The organism is Skermanella rosea (assembly GCF_016806835.2).
GTDB classification, from domain to species: Bacteria; Pseudomonadota; Alphaproteobacteria; order Azospirillales; family Azospirillaceae; genus Skermanella; species Skermanella rosea.
Map to the genome: position 1 here is coordinate 492215 of NZ_CP086112.1, position 17934 is coordinate 510148.

General features: G+C 69.3%; 15 protein-coding genes. 7 read left to right on the plus strand and 8 right to left on the minus strand.

Annotated elements, in window-relative coordinates:
• Positions 1-2: 2 nt before the first annotated feature.
• Complete coding sequence (locus JL101_RS30810) at positions 3-896, minus strand: NAD(P)H-hydrate dehydratase (protein WP_228435590.1); 894 nt, start codon at positions 894-896, stop codon at positions 3-5.
• A gap of 16 nt (positions 897-912) precedes the next feature.
• A complete protein-coding gene (locus JL101_RS30815; RefSeq protein ID WP_203102129.1) occupies positions 913-1677 on the minus strand; it encodes a histidine phosphatase family protein in 765 nt (254 codons plus the stop codon).
• Between the two features lie 157 nt (positions 1678-1834).
• Here JL101_RS30815 and JL101_RS30820 point away from each other — a divergent pair, with 157 nt between their 5' ends.
• Positions 1835-2284 (plus strand): hemerythrin domain-containing protein, encoded by a 450-nt coding sequence (locus tag JL101_RS30820; RefSeq protein ID WP_203102139.1) that lies wholly within the window; start codon positions 1835-1837, stop codon positions 2282-2284.
• Positions 2285-2302: 18 nt separating this feature from the next.
• Here JL101_RS30820 and JL101_RS30825 read toward each other — a convergent pair whose 3' ends face one another.
• Positions 2303-2677: a response regulator gene (locus tag JL101_RS30825; protein WP_203102141.1), complete on the minus strand. Its 375-nt coding sequence runs from the start codon at positions 2675-2677 to the stop codon at positions 2303-2305.
• Entirely contained in the window at positions 2671-3900 is a 1230-nt protein-coding gene (locus JL101_RS30830) for a GAF domain-containing protein (protein ID WP_203102144.1), read from the minus strand. The genes JL101_RS30825 and JL101_RS30830 overlap by 7 nt, the downstream gene beginning before the upstream one ends.
• 757 nt (positions 3901-4657) lie before the next feature.
• Here JL101_RS30830 and JL101_RS30835 point away from each other — a divergent pair.
• The 3 genes from JL101_RS30835 to JL101_RS30845 are packed head-to-tail and all read left to right on the plus strand — an operon-like array spanning position 4658 to position 7186.
• Positions 4658-6238 (plus strand): PAS domain-containing sensor histidine kinase, encoded by a 1581-nt coding sequence (locus JL101_RS30835; protein ID WP_203102149.1) that lies wholly within the window; start codon positions 4658-4660, stop codon positions 6236-6238.
• Positions 6231-6653: a septal ring lytic transglycosylase RlpA family protein gene (locus tag JL101_RS30840; protein ID WP_203102151.1), complete on the plus strand. Its 423-nt coding sequence runs from the start codon at positions 6231-6233 to the stop codon at positions 6651-6653. Before JL101_RS30835 ends, JL101_RS30840 begins: the two co-directional genes overlap by 8 nt.
• 26 nt (positions 6654-6679) lie before the next feature.
• Positions 6680-7186 carry a hypothetical protein gene (locus JL101_RS30845; RefSeq protein ID WP_203102152.1) on the plus strand — a complete coding sequence of 169 codons (507 nt, stop codon included), beginning with the start codon at positions 6680-6682 and terminating at the stop codon, positions 7184-7186.
• A 9-nt stretch (positions 7187-7195) separates the two neighbouring features.
• Here JL101_RS30845 and pncB read toward each other — a convergent pair whose 3' ends face one another.
• Together pncB and JL101_RS30855 are read right to left on the minus strand one after the other, a co-directional pair.
• Positions 7196-8524, minus strand: coding sequence for a nicotinate phosphoribosyltransferase (gene pncB / locus JL101_RS30850; RefSeq protein WP_203102153.1), 1329 nt, complete (start codon positions 8522-8524; stop codon positions 7196-7198).
• Entirely contained in the window at positions 8521-9849 is a 1329-nt protein-coding gene (locus JL101_RS30855; protein WP_203102154.1) for an MFS transporter, read from the minus strand. Before JL101_RS30855 ends, pncB begins: the two co-directional genes overlap by 4 nt.
• Before the next feature lie 214 nt (positions 9850-10063).
• Between JL101_RS30855 and JL101_RS30860 the strand changes: the two genes are divergently transcribed.
• On the plus strand, positions 10064-11113 hold the full coding sequence (locus JL101_RS30860; RefSeq protein WP_203102155.1) for a DUF808 domain-containing protein: 1050 nt from the start codon (positions 10064-10066) through the stop codon (positions 11111-11113).
• Positions 11114-11117: 4 nt separating this feature from the next.
• Here JL101_RS30860 and JL101_RS30865 read toward each other — a convergent pair whose 3' ends face one another.
• Positions 11118-12083, minus strand: a complete 966-nt coding sequence (locus JL101_RS30865; RefSeq protein ID WP_203102156.1) for a TIGR03885 family FMN-dependent LLM class oxidoreductase — start codon at positions 12081-12083, stop codon at positions 11118-11120.
• Positions 12084-12238: 155 nt separating this feature from the next.
• On the minus strand, positions 12239-13939 hold the full coding sequence (gene lldP / locus JL101_RS30870; protein ID WP_203102157.1) for an L-lactate permease: 1701 nt from the start codon (positions 13937-13939) through the stop codon (positions 12239-12241).
• A 227-nt stretch (positions 13940-14166) separates the two neighbouring features.
• Between lldP and JL101_RS30875 the strand changes: the two genes are divergently transcribed.
• Positions 14167-14751 carry an FCD domain-containing protein gene (locus JL101_RS30875; RefSeq protein WP_203102159.1) on the plus strand — a complete coding sequence of 195 codons (585 nt, stop codon included), beginning with the start codon at positions 14167-14169 and terminating at the stop codon, positions 14749-14751.
• A 255-nt stretch (positions 14752-15006) separates the two neighbouring features.
• Positions 15007-17916, plus strand: coding sequence for an FAD-binding and (Fe-S)-binding domain-containing protein (locus JL101_RS30880; protein ID WP_203102160.1), 2910 nt, complete (start codon positions 15007-15009; stop codon positions 17914-17916).
• Positions 17917-17934 lie beyond the last annotated feature (18 nt).

Here is a 17934-nt window from a genome sequence, read left to right on the forward strand (position 1 = left end):
CCTCACCGCGGCGGCGCCAGCTCCGCCATGATGCCGGGGATCTCGGCCAGCAGCTCGCGGGCGAGGAAGCCCATCGGGCCGCGGCTCCGCGCCAGGCGGTTGCCGGCCTGGCCGTGCAGGTAGACGGCCCAGATCGTCGCCTGCGCCGGTTCGGCGCCCCGTGCCACCAGGCCGGCCACGACCCCGGCCAGCGTGTCGCCCGATCCGGACGTGGCCAGCCCGACATTGCCGCTCTCGTAGAACCAGGCGTTGCCGTCCGGGTCCACGATGTGCGTGCAGCCGCCCTTCAGCGCCACCACCATCTTGAACTCGGTGGCGACCCGGCGGGCGGTGGCGAGCGGGTCGGCCTCCACGGCGTCGCGGTCGATCTCCAGCAGGCTCGCCATCTCGCCCGCGTGGGGCGTGATGATGGTCCGTCCCTCGCGCCGGCACAGCGGCTCGCGCAGGGTGTCCAGGCAGACCAGCGCCTCGGCGTCGATCACCAGCGCGGGGCCTTCCAGGCTGTTCACCATCCCGGTTGTCAGGGCGGCGACCGCCTCCTTGTCCATCATGCCGGGGCCGAGCAGCACCGCGTCGTTCCGCTTGCTCCGCTCGCACAGCAGGTCGGCCGATTCGGGGGAGATTCCGCCGGAAGGCGTCTCGGGCAGGCCCAGCACCAGCGCCTCGGGGACGGCCAGCCCCAGGTGAAGGGCCACGCTGGAGCAGGTGGCGATCTGGAGCTTGCCGGCGCCGGCCCGCAGCGCGGCGGTGCCCGCCAGCAGGGCGGCGCCGGGCACCTCGACGCTGCCGGCCACGACCAGCACGCTTCCCCTGGCCTTCTTGTCGACGGAACCGGACGGCTCCGGCAGCCGCATGCCGCGCAGCAGTTCCGGCGTGATCTTGGTCGCTTCGGTCATCATCGCTCCGTCGGGGTCAGCGGGAGGCCACGTTCTCGTCGGGGTCGGCGGTGACCGGCGCGCCGGCCTCGCGCAGCGGCGCCACGAAGTTGTACCGCCGCAGCTCCATGCCGCCGATCTTCCCGATATCGGGGTTGTAGGCGTATTCGGTGACCGAGCAGTTGGCCACGTCGGCCTCCCGGTCGATCGCCAGGATCTGTTCCTCGGTCATGTTTTCCAGCAGGTAGCGCAGGCACAGCACGACGACCTGGTGGCTGACGATCATCACCCGGCGACCGCAATGGTGGAGGCTGACCGTGTCGAGCGCGCTGCGCAGGCGCAGGATGACGTCGCACCAGCTCTCCCCTGCGGGCGGCCGGTGATAGAACTTGCCCAGCAGGCGGCGGAACTCCGCCTGGTCGGGGAACTCCTCCTGGATGCCGCGCCGGGTCAGCCGGTCGAGCACGCCGAACTCCTTCTCGCGCAGCCGTTCGTCGATCACGAAATCGGCGACGTCGATGTCCAGCCTGCCGAACTCCCGCACGATCTCGGCGGTGCGGCGGGCCCGGACATAGGGCGACGTCAGCACCACGTCGGGGCGCTCCTCCGCCGGCATCCGGGCGAACCACTCGCCGAGCGCCTGGGCCTGTTCCTCGCCCCGGGCGCTCAACGGCACGTCGACGTCGCGTTCCGCGATGTCGATCCGGCCGAGCCCGGCGGCGTCGGCGGCCTCGCGGGCCACGTTGCCGGAGCTTTCGCCATGGCGGACGATCCGGAGATTACTGGGCCAACGTTGCTGCATGGTATCGACCGCTCCCCACGTTGCTTGCCCCGCTTCAACCCGCGGGACCCGTGATCGTTTCAGGCATCCGGCACCGCGCGGCGGGCCGGCCAGGAACCCTGCGGCGGCAAACGCGGTTTCCCCAGCGGAACGTCAACCCGGAGAGGAGCCCCCCGCCATGATCCTGGACACGATGCTGACAGACCATCAGGCCGGCCGCGATTTCTTCGCGCTGGCCGGCAACTCCGTGTTCGAGGGCTACGCCGAGCGGTCCGGCCTGTTCTCCCGGTTCGCCGATCTGTGGACGGCCCACGCCGACATGATGGATGAGGCGGTCTTCCCCGTCCTGGCGGAGGACGCGCACCGGTCGGAAGCCCTGGCGCGGCTCCGGGACGGCCAGCGCCGGCTGCGCGGGGCGATCGCCGACCTCGCCCGGCGGGCGGCCGACGAGACGGTCGCCAACGACCACTGGTTCGCCGATTTCCACCGATTGAAGCAGGAGTACGAGCAGCAGACCGAACTGGAGCAGACCCTGGTCGTCCGCATGATCCAGGAGGACCTGTCGCCCGACCAGATCGCCCGCATGACCCATGCCGGCGACCGCATCCGGACCGGGCGCGGCATTTGACGCCGGGCGGCCGACCGCTCAGCCGTCCCGGAGGGACTCGATCGCGCCGATCAGGTGGTGGGGCAGGATCGGCTTCATCAGGACGCCGTCGGGGCCCACGGCGCTGATCCGCAGGCGGGTCGCCACCTCGTTCGATCCGGTCAGGAAGATCACCTTGCAGGGGTGCTCCCTGCGGATTCGCTCGGCGGCCTCGATCCCGTCCATTCCGGTGCCGAGGCGCACGTCCATCAGGACGACGGCGGGGCGCTGCCGCAGGGCCATGTCGACCGCGGCCGGGCCGCTCCGCGCGACGCACAGGTTGCAGAATCCCGCATCCTCCAGGGTCATCCGGATGCCGAGGCGGACGAGGTTATCGTCGTCCACGATCAGGATGGGGTCGTCGCTTTTCAGCATGACAGCCCCTCCGGACAGGGAAAACTCACCGAGACGATGGTGCCGTGGTCCTGCTCGACCGCGATCTCGCCCCCCAGCTGGTCGACCAGCTCCGCGATGATCTGCTGTCCGATCTTGGCCGGGGGCGCTCCGGGGAGCATGGCCGGGGGCAGGCCGACGCCGTCGTCGGCGACGACCAGCCGGGCCGTGCCGTTACCCCTGCCGGTCAGCGAGACGTCGACGTGGCCCCTGCGGCCGGCCGGGAACGCGTGCCGGAAGGCGTTGGTGACCAGTTCGTTGACCAGCAGTCCCAGGGAGATCGCGAAATCGATCGTGATGGCGCTGTTCCGCGGCTCGACCTTGACGCTCATCGTCACGTCGGGCCGGCCCACGGCATAGGGGGCGGCCAGCGACTGGCACAGGTCGCGCAGGAACTCGCCCTGGTCGATGGTCTCCAGGTCTTCCGACTGCATGAGCTTCTGGTGGACCAGGCCCAGGCAATAGACCCGGTGGCGCAGGTCGCCCAGGCTTTCGGAAATGGCGGGGGTCTGGCGCCCCTGGAGCGCCAGCAGGGTGTCGACGACCTGCAGGTTGTTCTTGACCCGGTGATAGACCTCCCGCAACAGGGTCTCCTTCTCGTTCAGCAGCCGCTGCAGCCGTTGCTCCGCCTGCTGCTGCTCGTCGATCTTCTGCCGCAGGGCCAGGGTGGCCGACCGGGCCTCGATCTCGGTCATGACCAGGTCGGCGAAATCCTTCAGGATCTCCCGCTGCGCGTCGCTGAACTCGGGATGCGGCGCGCGGTCGATCACGCACAGGGTGCCGAGCACGTAGCCCTCGGGCGTGACCAGCGGAGCGCCCGCGTAGAACCTGATGCTGGGATGCTCGACCACCAGCGGATTGGCGGCGAAGCGGTCGTCCGCCGCGGCGTCCGGAACGACAAGCGGTTCCTTGGCGAGGATCGCGTGCGAGCAGAAGGCCATTTCCCGCCGGGTCCACTGGGCGTCGAAACCGTGGCGGGATTTGAACCACTGCCGGGTCTCGTCGATCAGGGAAATCAGGGAGACCGGCATGCCCAGCACGGTCGCGGCCAGCCGGGTGATGCGGTCGAAGGCCTGTTCCGGCACCGTGTCGAGCAGATCGTAGCGTTTCAGCGCGACGAGCCGCTGCTGTTCGTCCTGCGGTATCGGAACCGTGCCAACGCTCCCCTCCGAGGCTTTCAGGGACCCAGACCCTCGTTCGCCCATCTGCCCTTCCGTGCCCTATGGTTGCATCCGTCCGGAATACCATCCGGTACTGCCTTGGCGAGCGGCAGATGCTTGTCGGCTGGCCGCGCCGAACGCGGCGTGTGATCCCCGGACCGGAAATCTCCGGATCGTCCTCCGGCACCAATGGGAAAGCCCACCAGACCTATACGTATTACTAAATCACGGCGACTTCATCGTAATCTCAGCGGTACATCTCTCTCCAGTACAGGGCAAATCCTGAATGGATTCCGGAAAGTTCTATCCCTCTGCCGAAAGAGTCCGAAGAAATTAAAAATGCATGCTTGGAAACAAGTGTACTGCCGATCTAAAACCTTTGGAGCGAAGATAAGTTCAACCAGAAACTTTCAATCTCGCGGAGGAGAAAAGAGACGCTTTTGCCGTGCCGGACCCGGCTTGGAATGGTTACAAGGGAAACTTACTGACCTTGTTTCCGGGTTTGAAACCGGCGACTGAGCGTCGAGGACGGACTATGCGCCACATGATACCTGAACCCTCCGTCGACGACCTTCTCGACGACCCGATCCTGCATATCCTGCTGGCCCGGGATGGTCTGGCGGTCGAAGACGTCAGAAACTTCCTTGAAGAAATGAGACGGAAGCTCGGACTCCGCCGCTCCGGCGAGGAAATCTCCTCCGATTCCCGGAACAGCGCGCACGCGCCGCCTTCCGGAAGATCCTGATCATCATCATACAAGGCAAACCTAGTTGACCTCCCGCGCTGAAACAGGTGCAGGCACGTGCCGGGCCCGGACGCTCCCGGCATCGTGGCCGCGCTCGCCCCGGACCTCGCCGGGAATGTGGTTCTCCGTCCGGTGGGGGCGTTGCCGATGACGGTCCGGCCAGGAGGGAGCTTCCCGATCCTCGCCCTGGGTACGGTCAGGTATCCCCTGCTGGTGGTCGACCGCGACGGCCGGGTGGAGGCGGCGAGCCGCGCCGCGGGCGATCTGCTCGATGTGCCGGCGGAGGCCGTTCAGGGGCTGTACCTCCGCGAGATCGACGGACCGGCCGCGCTCCTGCACGACGCCGTGGCGTCCGCGACCGGGTCGGGGCGGCCGGCCGAGCTGGAGATCCGGGCACGGGGCCGGCGTTTCGACATCGTGGTAGAACCCTTGCGCGCGGACGCCGGCGCCGTTTCCGGGGCCGTGATCCACGCCAGCGAGACTCCCGGCGTTTCCCCGGACGGCGACATGCTGTCCCTGGTGCTCGACCAGCTGCCCTGCGCCGTCTACTGGAAGGACAGCCGTTCCAGGTATCTCGGCGGCAACCGGCTGTTCGCCGAAGTCGTCGGCCTCGGTTCGTCACGCGCCGTTCCCGGCATCACCGACGACGACATCATGGCGTCCGTGGACGCGGAGACCGTCCGCCGGGAAGACGAGCAGGTGATGCGGACCGGCGAGAGCCTCGTCAGCATCGAGCAGGAGCTCGCGCTGGCCGTGGGCGGCAGGAGCATCGAGAAGCTCAAGGTGCCGCTCCGCGGCGCGGACGGCGGGATCATCGGCATCCTGTGCATCGCCCAGGACGTCACCCAGCGGAAAAGGGCCGAGGAGAAGCTGATCACCGACAAGCTCGCCGCCGAGCAGGCGAGCCGGGCGAAGACGAGCTTCCTCGCCGCCGCGAGCCATGACCTGCGCCAGCCGATCCAGGCGCTCGCCCTGTTCGCCAAGCTGCTGGAAAAACGGGTCAGCGAACCGGCATCCAGGAATCTCGTCGGGCTGATCCAGCAATCGGCGAGGTCGCTCTCCGACCTTCTGGAGGCGGTCATCCACCTGTCGAAGCTGGAGGCGGGGGAGGTCGAACCCAACATCGGCCCGACCCTGGTGGGCGAGCTGATCGGCCGGCTGGTCGGGGAGTTCAGCCACCAGGCGGTCGGGAAGGGCCTGGATTTCCGCGCCGTCAACACGGACATGGAGGTGCAGAGCGATCCGCTTCTGCTGGAAAGGATCCTCCGCAACCTGATCTCCAACGCCATCCGCTACACGGAACGCGGGCGCGTCCTGGTCGGGTGCCGGCGCCGGGGCGACAGGGTCAGCATCGAGGTCTGGGACACCGGAATCGGCATCCCCAAGGACCAGTTCGGCGAGATCTTCCGCGAGTTCCACCGCAGCCGGAACAAGAATCACAAGGCGGTGGACGGCTTCGGCATCGGCCTGGCGGTCGTGGACCGGCTGACCAACCTGCTGGGGCACAGCATCGAGGTCTCGTCGATCCCGGGAAAGGGGTCGGTCTTCCGGATCCAGGCCGAAGCGGCACCGTCGTGCCTTTTTCATAAAAGCCCTGTTGAGGTCTTGCCAATTCAGGGGAAACACACCGATGCGTAAGCTCATGCTGCCCATCGCGGCGATCCTGCTCGGGACCCAGCCGCTCGCCGCCCAGGAGCCCTCCAAGGTCGTCCGGCAGGAGGGACAGGCGTCATACTTCCAGGCCGGCGAAGGCGGGAACACGCTGACCAGGAGCGGCGAACCCGTGAACCCGCAGGGCTACACCGCGGCGTCGCGGGACCTGCCGCTCGGCACCGTCGTGACGGTGACCAACCGGGAGAACGGCAAGTCGGTCGATGTCCGGATCAACGACCGGGGGCCGACCCGTCCGGACCGCATCATCGACGTGTCCGAGCAAGCCGCCCGCGACCTGGGCATGGAGGAGGCGGGCGTGGCTCCCGTCACCGTCGAGGCGGACCCGGGCAGGCAGGACGACCCGGAAATCCGCAGCCAGCTCCAATCGGCGGTCCGGTAGGCCGGCGGCGGAACTCGGCCGGGCACATGGGCCTCTTCGCCATCCTGCGCCAGGTCGCGTTGGCCGCGGGCGTCGCGGCGGCGGCGGTGCCGTCGTCCGCCGCGGCCCGGCAGGACCACCGCTACGCCGCATACCGGGAGCCTGAGTCCGGCACCGTCCTGACCTATCCCGCGTCCGTCTTCACGAGGGCGGATGACGGGACCGGCCGGTTCGCGAAGTTCGTTTCCGCCGACCGCCGGTCCACCTTCTACGTCGTCGGCCGGGAGAACGATCCGGGGCAAGGCATCGCCGAGCTGTCCGCGGCGGCGGAGGCGGCGCTCGCGGAAGAGAAGGCCCTGATCACCTATCGGCGCCGCAAGGAGGACTGGTTCGTCCTGTCCGGCTTCATCGGCGACAACATCTTCTATCGCAAGACCGTGCTGGCCCGCCGGGGGCGGACGGTGGGCACCTTCCAGATCAATTTTCCAAGCGACCAGAAGCCCTTCTATTACGGGATCGTAGAACGCATGTCGTGGTCGTTCGAGCCGCGGTGACGCCGCCGGTCAGACGACCAGCGGCGCGTTCTCCACGCCGGCGGTGCCGAACACGGCGCGGTAGCGGGCGATCTCCTCCGTCGGCCCCGACGCCTTCAGGTAGTTGTCGCTCAGCTTGACGGCCGGCCGGCCGTTGGCAGCGGTGATCTTGCAGACCAGGGAGATCGGGTCCAGGTCGTCCCGTCCCGACGGGTGGCAGCCTCGGAAGTCGTTGGTCAGCAGGGTGCCCCAGCCGTAGCCGTCGCGGACCTTGCCCCGGAACCGCTCGTGCAACGCCAGGATCTGGCCGACGTCGAGCCCGTCCGAGAACAGGATGCGCTTGTCGCAGGGATCGCAGCCATGGTCCGTCCACCAGGCGATCGCCTCCTCGGCGGCGACGAAGGGATCCTTGCTGTCGATCCGGATGCCGGTCCATTTCTTGGCCCAGTCCGGCGCGTCCCGCAGGAACTGCGTGGAGCCGTAGGTGTCCGGCAGCATCACCAGCAGCGCCCCGGCATAGGTCTGCTGCCAGCGCTCCAGCACCGTGTACTGCGACTGCTTCAGCTCGGCGTCGTCCCGGGCCAGGGTGGCCAGCACCATCGGCAGTTCGTGGGCGTTGGTGCCGATCGCCTCGAAGCCGTGCTTGTGGGCGAAGAAGGCGTTCGACGTGCCGGTGAAGGCGGCACCCAGCTCCTCCGCCGCTGCCAGGATCGCCCATTCCTGCCAGAGATGGCTGTGGCGCCGCCGGGTCCCGAAATCGGAGATCCTCAGCCCGTCCGCGCCGCGCAGCCGTTCCAGCTTGGCCCACAGCTTCGTCTTGGCATGGGCGTAGAGCTTGTCCAGCTCGTACTTGCTCAGCCGGTTCAGCCCCGTTCGGGCGCCGCGGTCCCGCGACCGGCGCCCGCGGTTGCGCAGCTCGTTGACGATCGTCAGGGCGTAGATCTCCCACAGGGTCACGTCCACCCACGGGCCGGAGAAGGTCAGCTCGTACTGGCCGTCCTTCGTCTCGAACTGGTATTCCGGCAGCCGGTAGCCGCGCAGGAACTCGATGAAGTCGGGTTCGAACAGGTCGCGCCGGCCGTACAGCTTGTTGCCGGCCAGCCAGACCGTCTCGCTTTCGGTGAAGCGTAGCGACCGGGCATGGTCCAGCTGGTCGCGCAGTTCGGCCTCGTCGATGATGTCGGCCAGCCGGACGTCGCGCGACCGGTTGATCAGGGAGAAGGTCACCGGGATCCGCGGGTACCATTTCCAGACGAACTGGAGCATCAGCAGCTTGTAGACGTCAGTGTCCAGCAGCGACCGGATGACGGGGTCGATGTTGAAGCTCTGATTGTATGCCCTCGCGGCGAAATCGATCATGTCGATGCTCCCGGTTCCAGCGGCCGTCCCCTCGTTTCCAGGTCGATCCGGCCGACCGCCACCGCCGCCACCAGCAGCAGCACCGCGAACAGCCCGATCGCCGCCTCGAAGCCGGCGCCGACGACCAAGGCGACCGCGGAGGGGGCCAGCAGGCCGCCGAACCGGGCCATGGCGCCGGCCATGCCCATGCCGGTCGCCCGCAGTTCGGTCGGATAGAGCTCCGGCGTGTAGGCGTAGAGGGCACCCCAGGTGCCCAGCAGCGCGAAGCTCATGGCGAGCAGCGCCGCCGCGATCAGCAGCGGATGGCCGGCGACGATGAAGGTCAGGCAGCCGGCGGCGCTGGCCACCAGGAACAGGATCAGCGTGAGCCGGCGGCCGATCGTCTCCAGCCCGACCGCCGCCAGGGCGTATCCCGGCACCTGGGCCAGGGCCAGCAGCACCAGGAAGCCGTAGCCGCGCACGAAGCCGTAGCCCTCCGTCACCAGCCGGCTCGGCAGCCAGACGAAGACCCCGTAATAGGCGGCCGAGACGAACAGCCACGTCGCCAGGATCAGCAGGCTGCGCCGCCGCAACGCCCCCGAGAACAGCTCCGACATGCGGGAATGCCGCCGTTCCACCGCGGTCAGGCCGCCCCGGACCGGCTCCGCGCCGTTGGCGCGCGCGATCCGGTCCAGCACGGCGCGGGCCGGCTCCGGCCCATCCCGCCGCAGCAGGTAATGCGGGGATTCCGGCAGCCACAGCCTGAGCCAGAAACCGATCGCGGCGGGCAGGGCGGTCAGGACGAACAGCCAGCGCCACGCGTCCGGCCCGGCCCACAGGCTGGCGCCCCAGGCCGCCAGGGCCACCAGGATGGTGCCGATCGCCCAGAAGCCCTCGAGTGCGACCAGCCAGCGGCCGCGCCGCTCGGGCGGCAGGAACTCCGCCATCATGGCGTAGTCGACCGGCAGCGTGCCGCCGACGCCGATCCCGGTCAGCAGGCGCAGGACCAGCAGCATCTCGAAGCTGGTGGAGAAGGCGGATGCCAGCCCGAACACCGCGTCGATCAGGACCGTGACGATCAGCACGTTCCGCCGCCCGATCCGGTCGGCCAGCCGGCCGAACCCCCAGGCCCCGATCAGCATGCCCAGGAACAGGGCCGTCCCGGCCTGCACCGCTTCCGGAATGGAAAGCCCGAAGCCCGCCGCGAGGGACGGGGCGGCGAAACCGATCGCCAGGACCTGCATGGCGTCCGCCGCCCAGACCAGGCCGAAGATCGCCAGCAGGCGGTGGTGGAAAGGCCCGGTGCCTATCCGGCTCAACGCTTCATCGACCGTAACGGCGGTCATCGCACTCCTTTCGCGGATTCCCGTTTGGCAACAGGGATGGAGCATCCATGTTCCTGATCCAAAAGGCGATGTTTATCCTGTATATGATCGGCGATGCGTGAGCATCGGGCCCGTCCGCGGCCCCGGTCCGAAACCGATCGGCTCGAACCGTGTTGGATGCGGGAGCCAGATACTCTGCTGGCGGCTTCGTCGCGGATTTACGGGAGTTTCAAGGTTGAGCACAGGATTGATCGCACTCATCGACGACGTCGTCGGGCTGGCGAAGGTCGCCGCCGCGTCGTTGGACGATGCCGCCGCGCAGGCCACGCGGGCGGGTGCCAAGGCCGCCGGCGTGGTGGTGGACGATGCTGCGGTCACGCCCCGCTACGTGGTCGGACTGGCCGCGGAGCGGGAACTGCCGATCGTCGGCCGAATCGCGATGGGCTCCTTGAAGAACAAGCTGCTCTACCTGCTGCCGGCGGCGCTGTTCCTCAGCCTGGTGGCGCCGTGGGCGATCACCCCGCTGCTGATGCTGGGGGGAGCCTTCCTGTGCTACGAGGGCGCCGAGAAGCTTTACGAGGCCCTGTGGCCCCATGGCTCGGGTCACGGCCACGGCCACGGCGGGGACGGCGTGGTGCCGGCCGGAACCCCGGCCGAGGTGGAAGAGCAGAGGGTCCGCGGCGCCATCCAGACCGACCTGATCCTGTCGGCGGAGATCATGGCGATCACCCTGTCCACGGTCGCGGCGGCCACCTCCTCGTTCTGGACCCAGGCTCTCGTCCTGGCGATCGTCGGCACCGGCATCACCCTGGTCGTCTACGGGGCCGTGGCGCTGATCGTCAAGGCGGACGACGCCGGCGTGTCCCTGGCCCACAACGACAGCCCCGTCTCCAGCATCCTGGGGCTGCGCGGCGGCAGCAACCCGCCGGGCGGCGCCGACCGCGCGCTCCGTCCCGTGACCAAGGCGATCGGGCGCGGCCTCGTCATCGGCATGCCGTATTTCCTCAAGGCGCTCAGCATCATCGGGACCGCGGCCATGCTCTGGGTCGGCGGCGGCATCATCATCCACGGGCTGGAGGAGTTCGGGTTCACGGCGATCGGGCACGCGGTCCACGATTTCGCGGCGGCGGTCGGCCATGCGGTTCCCGCGATCTCCGCGGTGCTCGAATGGCTCGTGGCCGCCGCCGCGGCGGGCCTGCTCGGGGTCGCCGTGGGCGCGGTGCTGATCCCCCTGGTCCACAACGTCGCCATGCCGGTGGTCGCCAAGCTGAGGGGGCGAAGCTGAGGGGCTAGCCGAACTGGGGCAGGACCCGCTCGCCGAAGGCGTCGATGAAGGCTTCCTGGTCCGTCCCGACATTGTGCAGGTCGATGCCGGCGAAGCCGATCTCGGCGTATTCGGCGAGCCACCCGGCCAGCCGGCCCAGGTCGGAGGAGACGTGGATGGCGTCCCGGCAATCCTCCGGCCGGACGAAGCGGGCGGCGGCCTCGAACTCCTCCGGTGTCCTCAGGTCCCAATTGACGCTGCCGCCCAGGATGTTGAAGCGCCACTGCTCGTGGGCCTGGCGCAGGGCCTCCTCCTCGCTCCGCGCCCAGCAGAGATCCATCTTGAAATAGATCGGCTTGCCGTCGCCGCCGCCGCGCCGGAACGCCTCGACCACCTTGCGCACGGAATCGGGTCCGTGCCCCACGGTCAGCAGGCCGTCGGCCCAGCCGCCCAGCCATTCGGCCGTGGCCTCGCTGACCGCGGCGCCGACCAGCCTGGTCTGCTGCCGGGGGAGGGAGTAGAGCTTCGCCTCCGAGACCGTGATCCGCCCGCGGCGCGTCACCTCCTCGCCGCGCAGCAGCGCCCGCATCACCTCGGCGCCTTCCCTCAGCCGCTCGTTGCGCTCGGGCTTCTCGGGCCACTCCCCGCCGGTGATGTGCTCGTTCACCAACTCGCCGCTGCCGACCGCGATCCAGGGCAGGCGGTCGGGGAACATCTCCCCCAGCGTCGCGACGGCCTGGGCCAGCACGGCGGGATGGTAGCGCCAGCCGCCGGGCACGGTGATCAGCCCGAAGGGCAGGGACGTCGCCTGCATCGCGGCGCCCAGCCAGGACCAGACGAACCCGGAATGCCCCTGCGAGGGTGCCCAGGGGTGATAGTGGTCCGATGAGAAGACGCCGCCGAAGCCGGCGGCCTCGGCCCGGCGGACGAGATCCACCAGGCGGCTCGGGGGGAACTGCTCGTGGGAGGCGTGGTAGGTCAGCAAGGGCATGGTTCGACTTCTTCCGGCCATTCGATCCGTCGGGTTGACCGGATCCGCCCCTGCCCAACACTCCCCACGCCCCGATGTCACCGAACCGGGCGGAACGGCGGGCGGGGAGGCCGCGCGCCGTCAGGCGCGGCCTCCCCGCCTCCGATGCCGTGCCGTCAGGGGATCATCCAGGTGAAGACATAGGCCTGGAGGACGGTGATCACGCCGATGATCGCGACGAAGAACAGGCTGTGCTTGAGCGTGAAGCGGAACAGGTCCGATTCCCGGCCGACCAGCCCGACCGCGGCGCACGCCACGGCGATCGACTGCGGCGAGATCATCTTGCCGGTGACGCCGCCGGTGGTGTTGGCGGTGACCATCAGGATCTCGGACAGCCCGAGCTGCTGGGCCGTGGTCGCCTGGAGCGCCCCGAACAGGGCGTTGGACGAGGTGTCCGACCCGGTCAGGAACACGCCCAGCCAGCCCAGCACCGGCGAGAAGAACGGGAAGGCCTTGCCGGTTCCGGCCAGCAGCAGGGCCAGCGTCGAGGACAGGCCCGAGTAATTGGCGATGAAGGCGAACGCCAGCACCATGCCGATCGAGTAGATCGGGCGGCGCAGCTCCATCAGCGTCTCGCCGAAGGTGGCGACGGCCGCCGCCGGCCGCATGCGCAGGAACACGATGGAGATCAGCGCGGTCAGCAGGATCGCGGTGCCGGTCGCGGAGACCAGGTCCAGCTTGTAGACGGCGTCGTAGGGCTTGGGCGAGGTGACGATCGGGGCGACCTTGGTGACCAGCTTGTCCAGCCCCTCGATCGGGAAATAGAACACGGTGGAGGCGAAGGCGCCGGCCTTGGCGAAGGCCGCCTTGAACGGGGCCAGGCTCCAGATCGTCACGATCACGGTCAGCACGAGGAAGGGCGACCACGCCTTGATCACCTGCCCGGTGGTGTAGGTGGCGCCGGCGCCATAGCCGGCGTAGTCCGCGGTGGGCGTGACCGCGGCCCCGACCGCCCGCGGCACGGGGGCGCCGGCTTCCCGGTCGGAGAAGCGGAAGATGCGCTTCGGCTTCCACACCTTCAGGAACAGGGTCAGGCTGACCAGGCTGATCAGGGCGGAGGTGATGTCCGGCAGCTCCGGCCCGATGAAGTTGGAGGTGAAATAGACGCCGAAGGCGAAGGTCGAGCCGGCGACCAGCACGGCCGGCCACGTCTCGCGCACGCCGCGGACGCCGTCCATGATGAAGACGATCCAGAACGGGACGAAGACGGCGAGCAGCGGCAGCTGGCGGCCGGCCATCTGGCCGATCTTGAAGGCTTCCAGCCCCGTCACCTGGCCGGCGACGATCATCGGGATGCCCATGGCGCCGAAGGCGACGGGGGCGGTGTTGGCGATCAGGCACAGGCCGGCGGCGTAGAGCGGGTTGAAGCCCAGACCGACCAGCAGCGCCGCGGTGATCGCGACCGGTGCTCCGAAGCCCGCGGCCCCTTCCAGGAAGGCGCCGAAGGAGAAGCCGACCAGCAGCATCTGGAGGCGCTGGTCCTCGGTGATCGACACGACCGACGCGCGGATGATGTCGAACTGCCCGGTCTTCACCGTCACCTTGTACAGGAAGACGGCGGTCAGGATGATCCAGGCGATCGGCCACAGGCCGTAGACGAAGCCGTACCCGGCGCTGGCCAGCGCCTGGCCCACCGGCATGCGGTAGAACAGGATCGCGACGGCCAGGGCGATGGCGACGGTGATGGTGGCCGCGACATGGCCCTTCATCCGCAGGACGGCCAGCGCCACGAAAAAGAACACGATCGGAAGCGCCGCGACCAGCGCGGAAACCCACAGGTTGCCTGCGGGATCATAGATTTGCATCCAGGGCTGCATATTGTTTCCACTCTAGAATGCCGCACCCGGGCCTGTCGGGGCGCGTCGCGGCGGATTGCGGTTTATTTTCTGCCAGCCTGATCTTGTTTGGTAAAATTAATATACCGGCTGTCAGTATGGTGGATAAATCAGATGCCGGCCGCTTGTACATGGAAAAATGCGTTGCCGAGGTGTCGCGGATGTCGCAGGCGTTGAAGTGCCGCAGGGCTGTTCGGTATCATTGGCCCATGACCGACACATCCGACGCGACCGATCCGGGGGATGCCGTAGGCGAGGCCGATCCGCTGACCCGCCTGCTCCAGTGCCATCCGGAGACCGCCTTCGACTATCTGGAGTTCCGCCGGATGATGGCGGGGCCGTCGGCCGCCTTCGCGGCGGAGCGGGCCACGCCGGAGGATATCGAGCGGCTGCGGGCCTGCCTGACCGCCATGGAGGAGGCCCATGGCCTGGATGATCCCTCGCGCGAGGCGGCGGCCGACGCGGAGTTCCACCTCGCCATCTACGAGGCCGCGCACAATCAGGTGATGATCGGGATCATGCGGCAGTTCATCCGCATGATGAGCGAGAACGTGTTCTACGACCGCACCAGCCTGTATTTGCGCCGCGGCGTCCGGGACAGCTTCCTGCGCCAGCACCAGGCGATCTTCCACGCCATCGCCGCCGGCAACCCGGAGGCGGCGCGCGCCACCGCCGACGCCCATATCGCCTCGACCACCGAGGCCCTGCGCGAAGCCCAGCGGGCGGACGCGCGGCTAGAGGTCGCACTTCGCCGCCAGCAGGGCGTCAACCTCGTGACGAGCAAAGGAAAATAGCCGTCTCCGGACGATGCCCGGGTTTTGGCAAAAACATTTTACCGCTTTACGGCATCGGTAAGTTCGAGTATCCGTGATCGGAGCGGCCCGGAGGAGACGGCCGCATGACGGAGGAACGCCGGAAACCGCCGGGCCGCGCGCATGTCTGCCGGGCCGGGCGCCGCCGCCCCGCCATGCCGTCCGCCTCCCGAAGGCTCCCCCTGTTTCTCGACAGCCGACCGGCGCCATCCCGCCGGCGACAGGAAGGCGTGCGGAATGCCAGACGGAACCTCCCTCTCCGGACCCTCGCGGGCGGCCGACGCCGCCGATGCTTTCGGCCCCGCGATCGCCGAATTTACCGCCCTGCTCGGCCCGGAGCGGGTGATCCGCGACCCGCTGCGGCTGCTGGCCTACGGCACCGACGCCAGCTTCTACCGGCTGGTCCCCCGGGTGGTGGTCAAGGTGGAGAGCGAGGAGGAGGTGGCCGCCATCCTCGCCGCCTGCCGCCGCGACCGGCTGCCGGTCACCTTCCGCGCGGCCGGCACCAGCCTGTCCGGGCAGGCGGTGACCGATGGGGTCCTGGTCGTCCTGGGCGACCGCTGGAACCGGATCGTGGTGGAGCAGGGCGGCAGGCTGGTCCGCCTCCAGCCGGGCGTGCTCGGGGCGGACGCCAACCGGCGCCTCGCGGCCCATGCCCGCAAGATCGGCCCGGACCCGGCCTCCATCGACAGCGCCAAGATCGGCGGCATCGCCGCCAACAACTCGTCGGGCATGTGCTGCGGCACCTCGGACAACAGCTACAAGACGCTGGTCGCCATGCGGCTGCTGCTGGCCGACGGCACCCTGGTCGATACGGGAGACGCCGCCAGCCTGGCCCGGTTCCGGCAGAGCCACGGCGGGTTGCTGGACCGGCTGGCCGGGCTGGGCGCCGCGACCCGGGCCGATGCGGACCTCGCGGCCCGCATCCGCGCCAAGTTCGCGATCAAGAACACCACCGGCTACAGCATCAACGCCCTGGTCGATTTCGAGGACCCGGTCGAGATCCTCCAGCACCTGATGATCGGGTCGGAAGGCACGCTGGGCTTCATCGCCGAGGTGACCTACCGCACCGTACCCGACCATGCCCACAAGGCGAGCGCGCTGCTGCTGTTCCCCGACATCGGCGAGGCCTGCCGCGCCGTGGCGCTGCTGAAGCCGGCCCCCGTTTCCGCCGTCGAGCTGATGGACCGGGCGGCGCTCCGCTCGGTCGAGGACAAGCCCGGCATGCCGGCGGAGATCCGCGGGCTGGCCGACGGCGTCACCGCCCTGCTGGTGGAGACCCGCGCCGAGGACGCCGCCGGCCTGGACGCCAACATCCGCGACATCGCCTCCGTCCTGGCCGGCGTCGCGACCCTGGGGCCGGCCGCCTTCACCTCGGCGGCGGACGAGTACGGCAAGCTGTGGAAGATCCGCAAGGGCCTGTTCCCCGCCGTCGGCGCCGTGCGCCGGGCCGGCACCACGGTGATCATCGAGGACGTGGCCTTTCCCATCAAGGACCTGGCCGCCGCCACCCTGGACCTCCAGGCGCTGTTCGCCAAGCACGACTACCACGAGGCGATCATCTTCGGCCACGCCCTGGATGGCAACCTGCACTTCGTCTTCACCCAGGACTTCGCGATCGATTCCGAGGTCGAGCGCTACGCCGCCTTCATGGACGACGTCTGCAAGCTGGTCGTCGGGACCTATGACGGCTCGCTCAAGGCGGAGCACGGCACCGGCCGCAACATGGCGCCCTTCGTCGAGATGGAGTGGGGCCGCGACGCCTATCTGCTGATGCGCGAGATCAAGGCCCTGCTGGACCCGCTCGGCATCCTGAACCCCGGCGTCATCCTGAACGACGATCCGAAGGCGCACCTGCGCGACCTGAAGCCGATGCCCAAGGCGGACCCGCTGGTCGATACCTGCATCGAGTGCGGGTTCTGCGAGCGCATGTGCCCCTCGGCCGGGCTGACCCTGACGCCGCGCCAGCGCATCGTCGGCTGGCGCGAGATTTCCAGCCTCGCCGATACCGGGTCGGACCCGGCGCGCGAGGCCGACCTGCGCAGCCTCTACGACTACCAGGGGTTGGACACCTGCGCCGCCTGCGGCCTGTGCGCCACCGCCTGCCCGGTCGGGATCGAGACCGGCCTGCTGACCAAGGCGCTGCGCGGCCGCGCCCAGTCGCCGCTGCGCCGCCGGATCGGCAGCCTCGCCGCCCGGCATTTCGGCGGCGCCCTGGCCGCGGCCCGCCTGGGGCTGGGCGCCGCGGCCCTGTCGCGCCGGGTGCTCGGGCGGAACGCGACCGTCTCCCTGGCCGGATCGGCGCGGCGGCTGTCCGGAGGACGCATCCCGAAGGTCGGACCGTCGCTGCCCGGCCCCGGGGCCATCCCGTCCGCCGGGGGCGATCCGGCCGGCACGCCGGTCGTCTATGTCCCGAGCTGCGCCACCCGGACCTTCGGCGCCTCGCCCGACGCGCCGGAGCGGGACGGCCTGCCCGAACGGTTCACGGCCCTGCTCGGCAAGGCCGGCTTCCGGGTCGTCTTCCCCGAGGGCCTCGGCGGCCTGTGCTGCGGCCAGGCGTTCGAGAGCAAGGGGCTCGCGGAGACGGCGGACGCCATGACCGAGACGATGGCCGCCGCCCTCGCCAAGGCCAGCGACGGCGGCCGCCTGCCCATCGTGATGGACGCCTCCGCCTGCACCCTCCGGCTGAAGCGCACCCTGGCCGGCCGGCTGACCGTGCTGGACAGCATCGAGTTCCTGCACGACCACGTGATGCCCCGCCTTGAGGTCGTCGCGAAGGAGGCGGCCCCCGTGCTGGTCCATGTCAACTGCTCGGCCCAGCGGCTGGGCCTCGGCGACAGGATCACGGCGCTGGCCGGGGCCTGCGCGGAGACGGTCGTCGTCCCCGAGGGGGTCGGCTGCTGCGGCTTCGCCGGCGACAAGGGTTTCGGCACCCCGGAACTCAACGACCACGCGCTCCGCCGCCTGCCGGAGTCGGTCCCCTGGGACTGCGAGGGCGGCTATTCCTCCAACCGGACCTGCGAGATCGGCCTGTCGGAACATGCCGGCGTGCCCTACCGCTCGATCGTCTATCTGGTGGACAGGGTCACCCGGCGGCGCTGCCCCTCTCTCCCCGATTTCTCCACGCCGGCGGACGGGCGGGTGTAGGATTTCCGCCCGGCCGAT

Excerpts from the sequence above, each read along its gene's own strand:
- JL101_RS30810 (WP_228435590.1), bottom strand. The coding sequence starts at position 896 with ATGACCGAAGCGACCAAGATCACGCCGGAACTGCTGCGCGGCATGCGG.
- JL101_RS30815 (WP_203102129.1), bottom strand. The coding sequence starts at position 1,677 with ATGCAGCAACGTTGGCCCAGTAATCTCCGGATCGTCCGCCATGGCGAA.
- JL101_RS30820 (WP_203102139.1), top strand. The coding sequence starts at position 1,835 with ATGATCCTGGACACGATGCTGACAGACCATCAGGCCGGCCGCGATTTC.
- JL101_RS30825 (WP_203102141.1), bottom strand. The coding sequence starts at position 2,677 with ATGCTGAAAAGCGACGACCCCATCCTGATCGTGGACGACGATAACCTC.
- JL101_RS30830 (WP_203102144.1), bottom strand. The coding sequence starts at position 3,900 with ATGGGCGAACGAGGGTCTGGGTCCCTGAAAGCCTCGGAGGGGAGCGTT.
- JL101_RS30840 (WP_203102151.1), top strand. The coding sequence starts at position 6,231 with ATGCGTAAGCTCATGCTGCCCATCGCGGCGATCCTGCTCGGGACCCAG.
- JL101_RS30845 (WP_203102152.1), top strand. The coding sequence starts at position 6,680 with ATGGGCCTCTTCGCCATCCTGCGCCAGGTCGCGTTGGCCGCGGGCGTC.
- pncB (WP_203102153.1), bottom strand. The coding sequence starts at position 8,524 with ATGATCGATTTCGCCGCGAGGGCATACAATCAGAGCTTCAACATCGAC.
- JL101_RS30855 (WP_203102154.1), bottom strand. The coding sequence starts at position 9,849 with ATGACCGCCGTTACGGTCGATGAAGCGTTGAGCCGGATAGGCACCGGG.
- JL101_RS30865 (WP_203102156.1), bottom strand. The coding sequence starts at position 12,083 with ATGCCCTTGCTGACCTACCACGCCTCCCACGAGCAGTTCCCCCCGAGC.
- lldP (WP_203102157.1), bottom strand. The coding sequence starts at position 13,939 with ATGCAGCCCTGGATGCAAATCTATGATCCCGCAGGCAACCTGTGGGTT.
- JL101_RS30875 (WP_203102159.1), top strand. The coding sequence starts at position 14,167 with ATGACCGACACATCCGACGCGACCGATCCGGGGGATGCCGTAGGCGAG.
- JL101_RS30880 (WP_203102160.1), top strand. The coding sequence starts at position 15,007 with ATGCCAGACGGAACCTCCCTCTCCGGACCCTCGCGGGCGGCCGACGCC.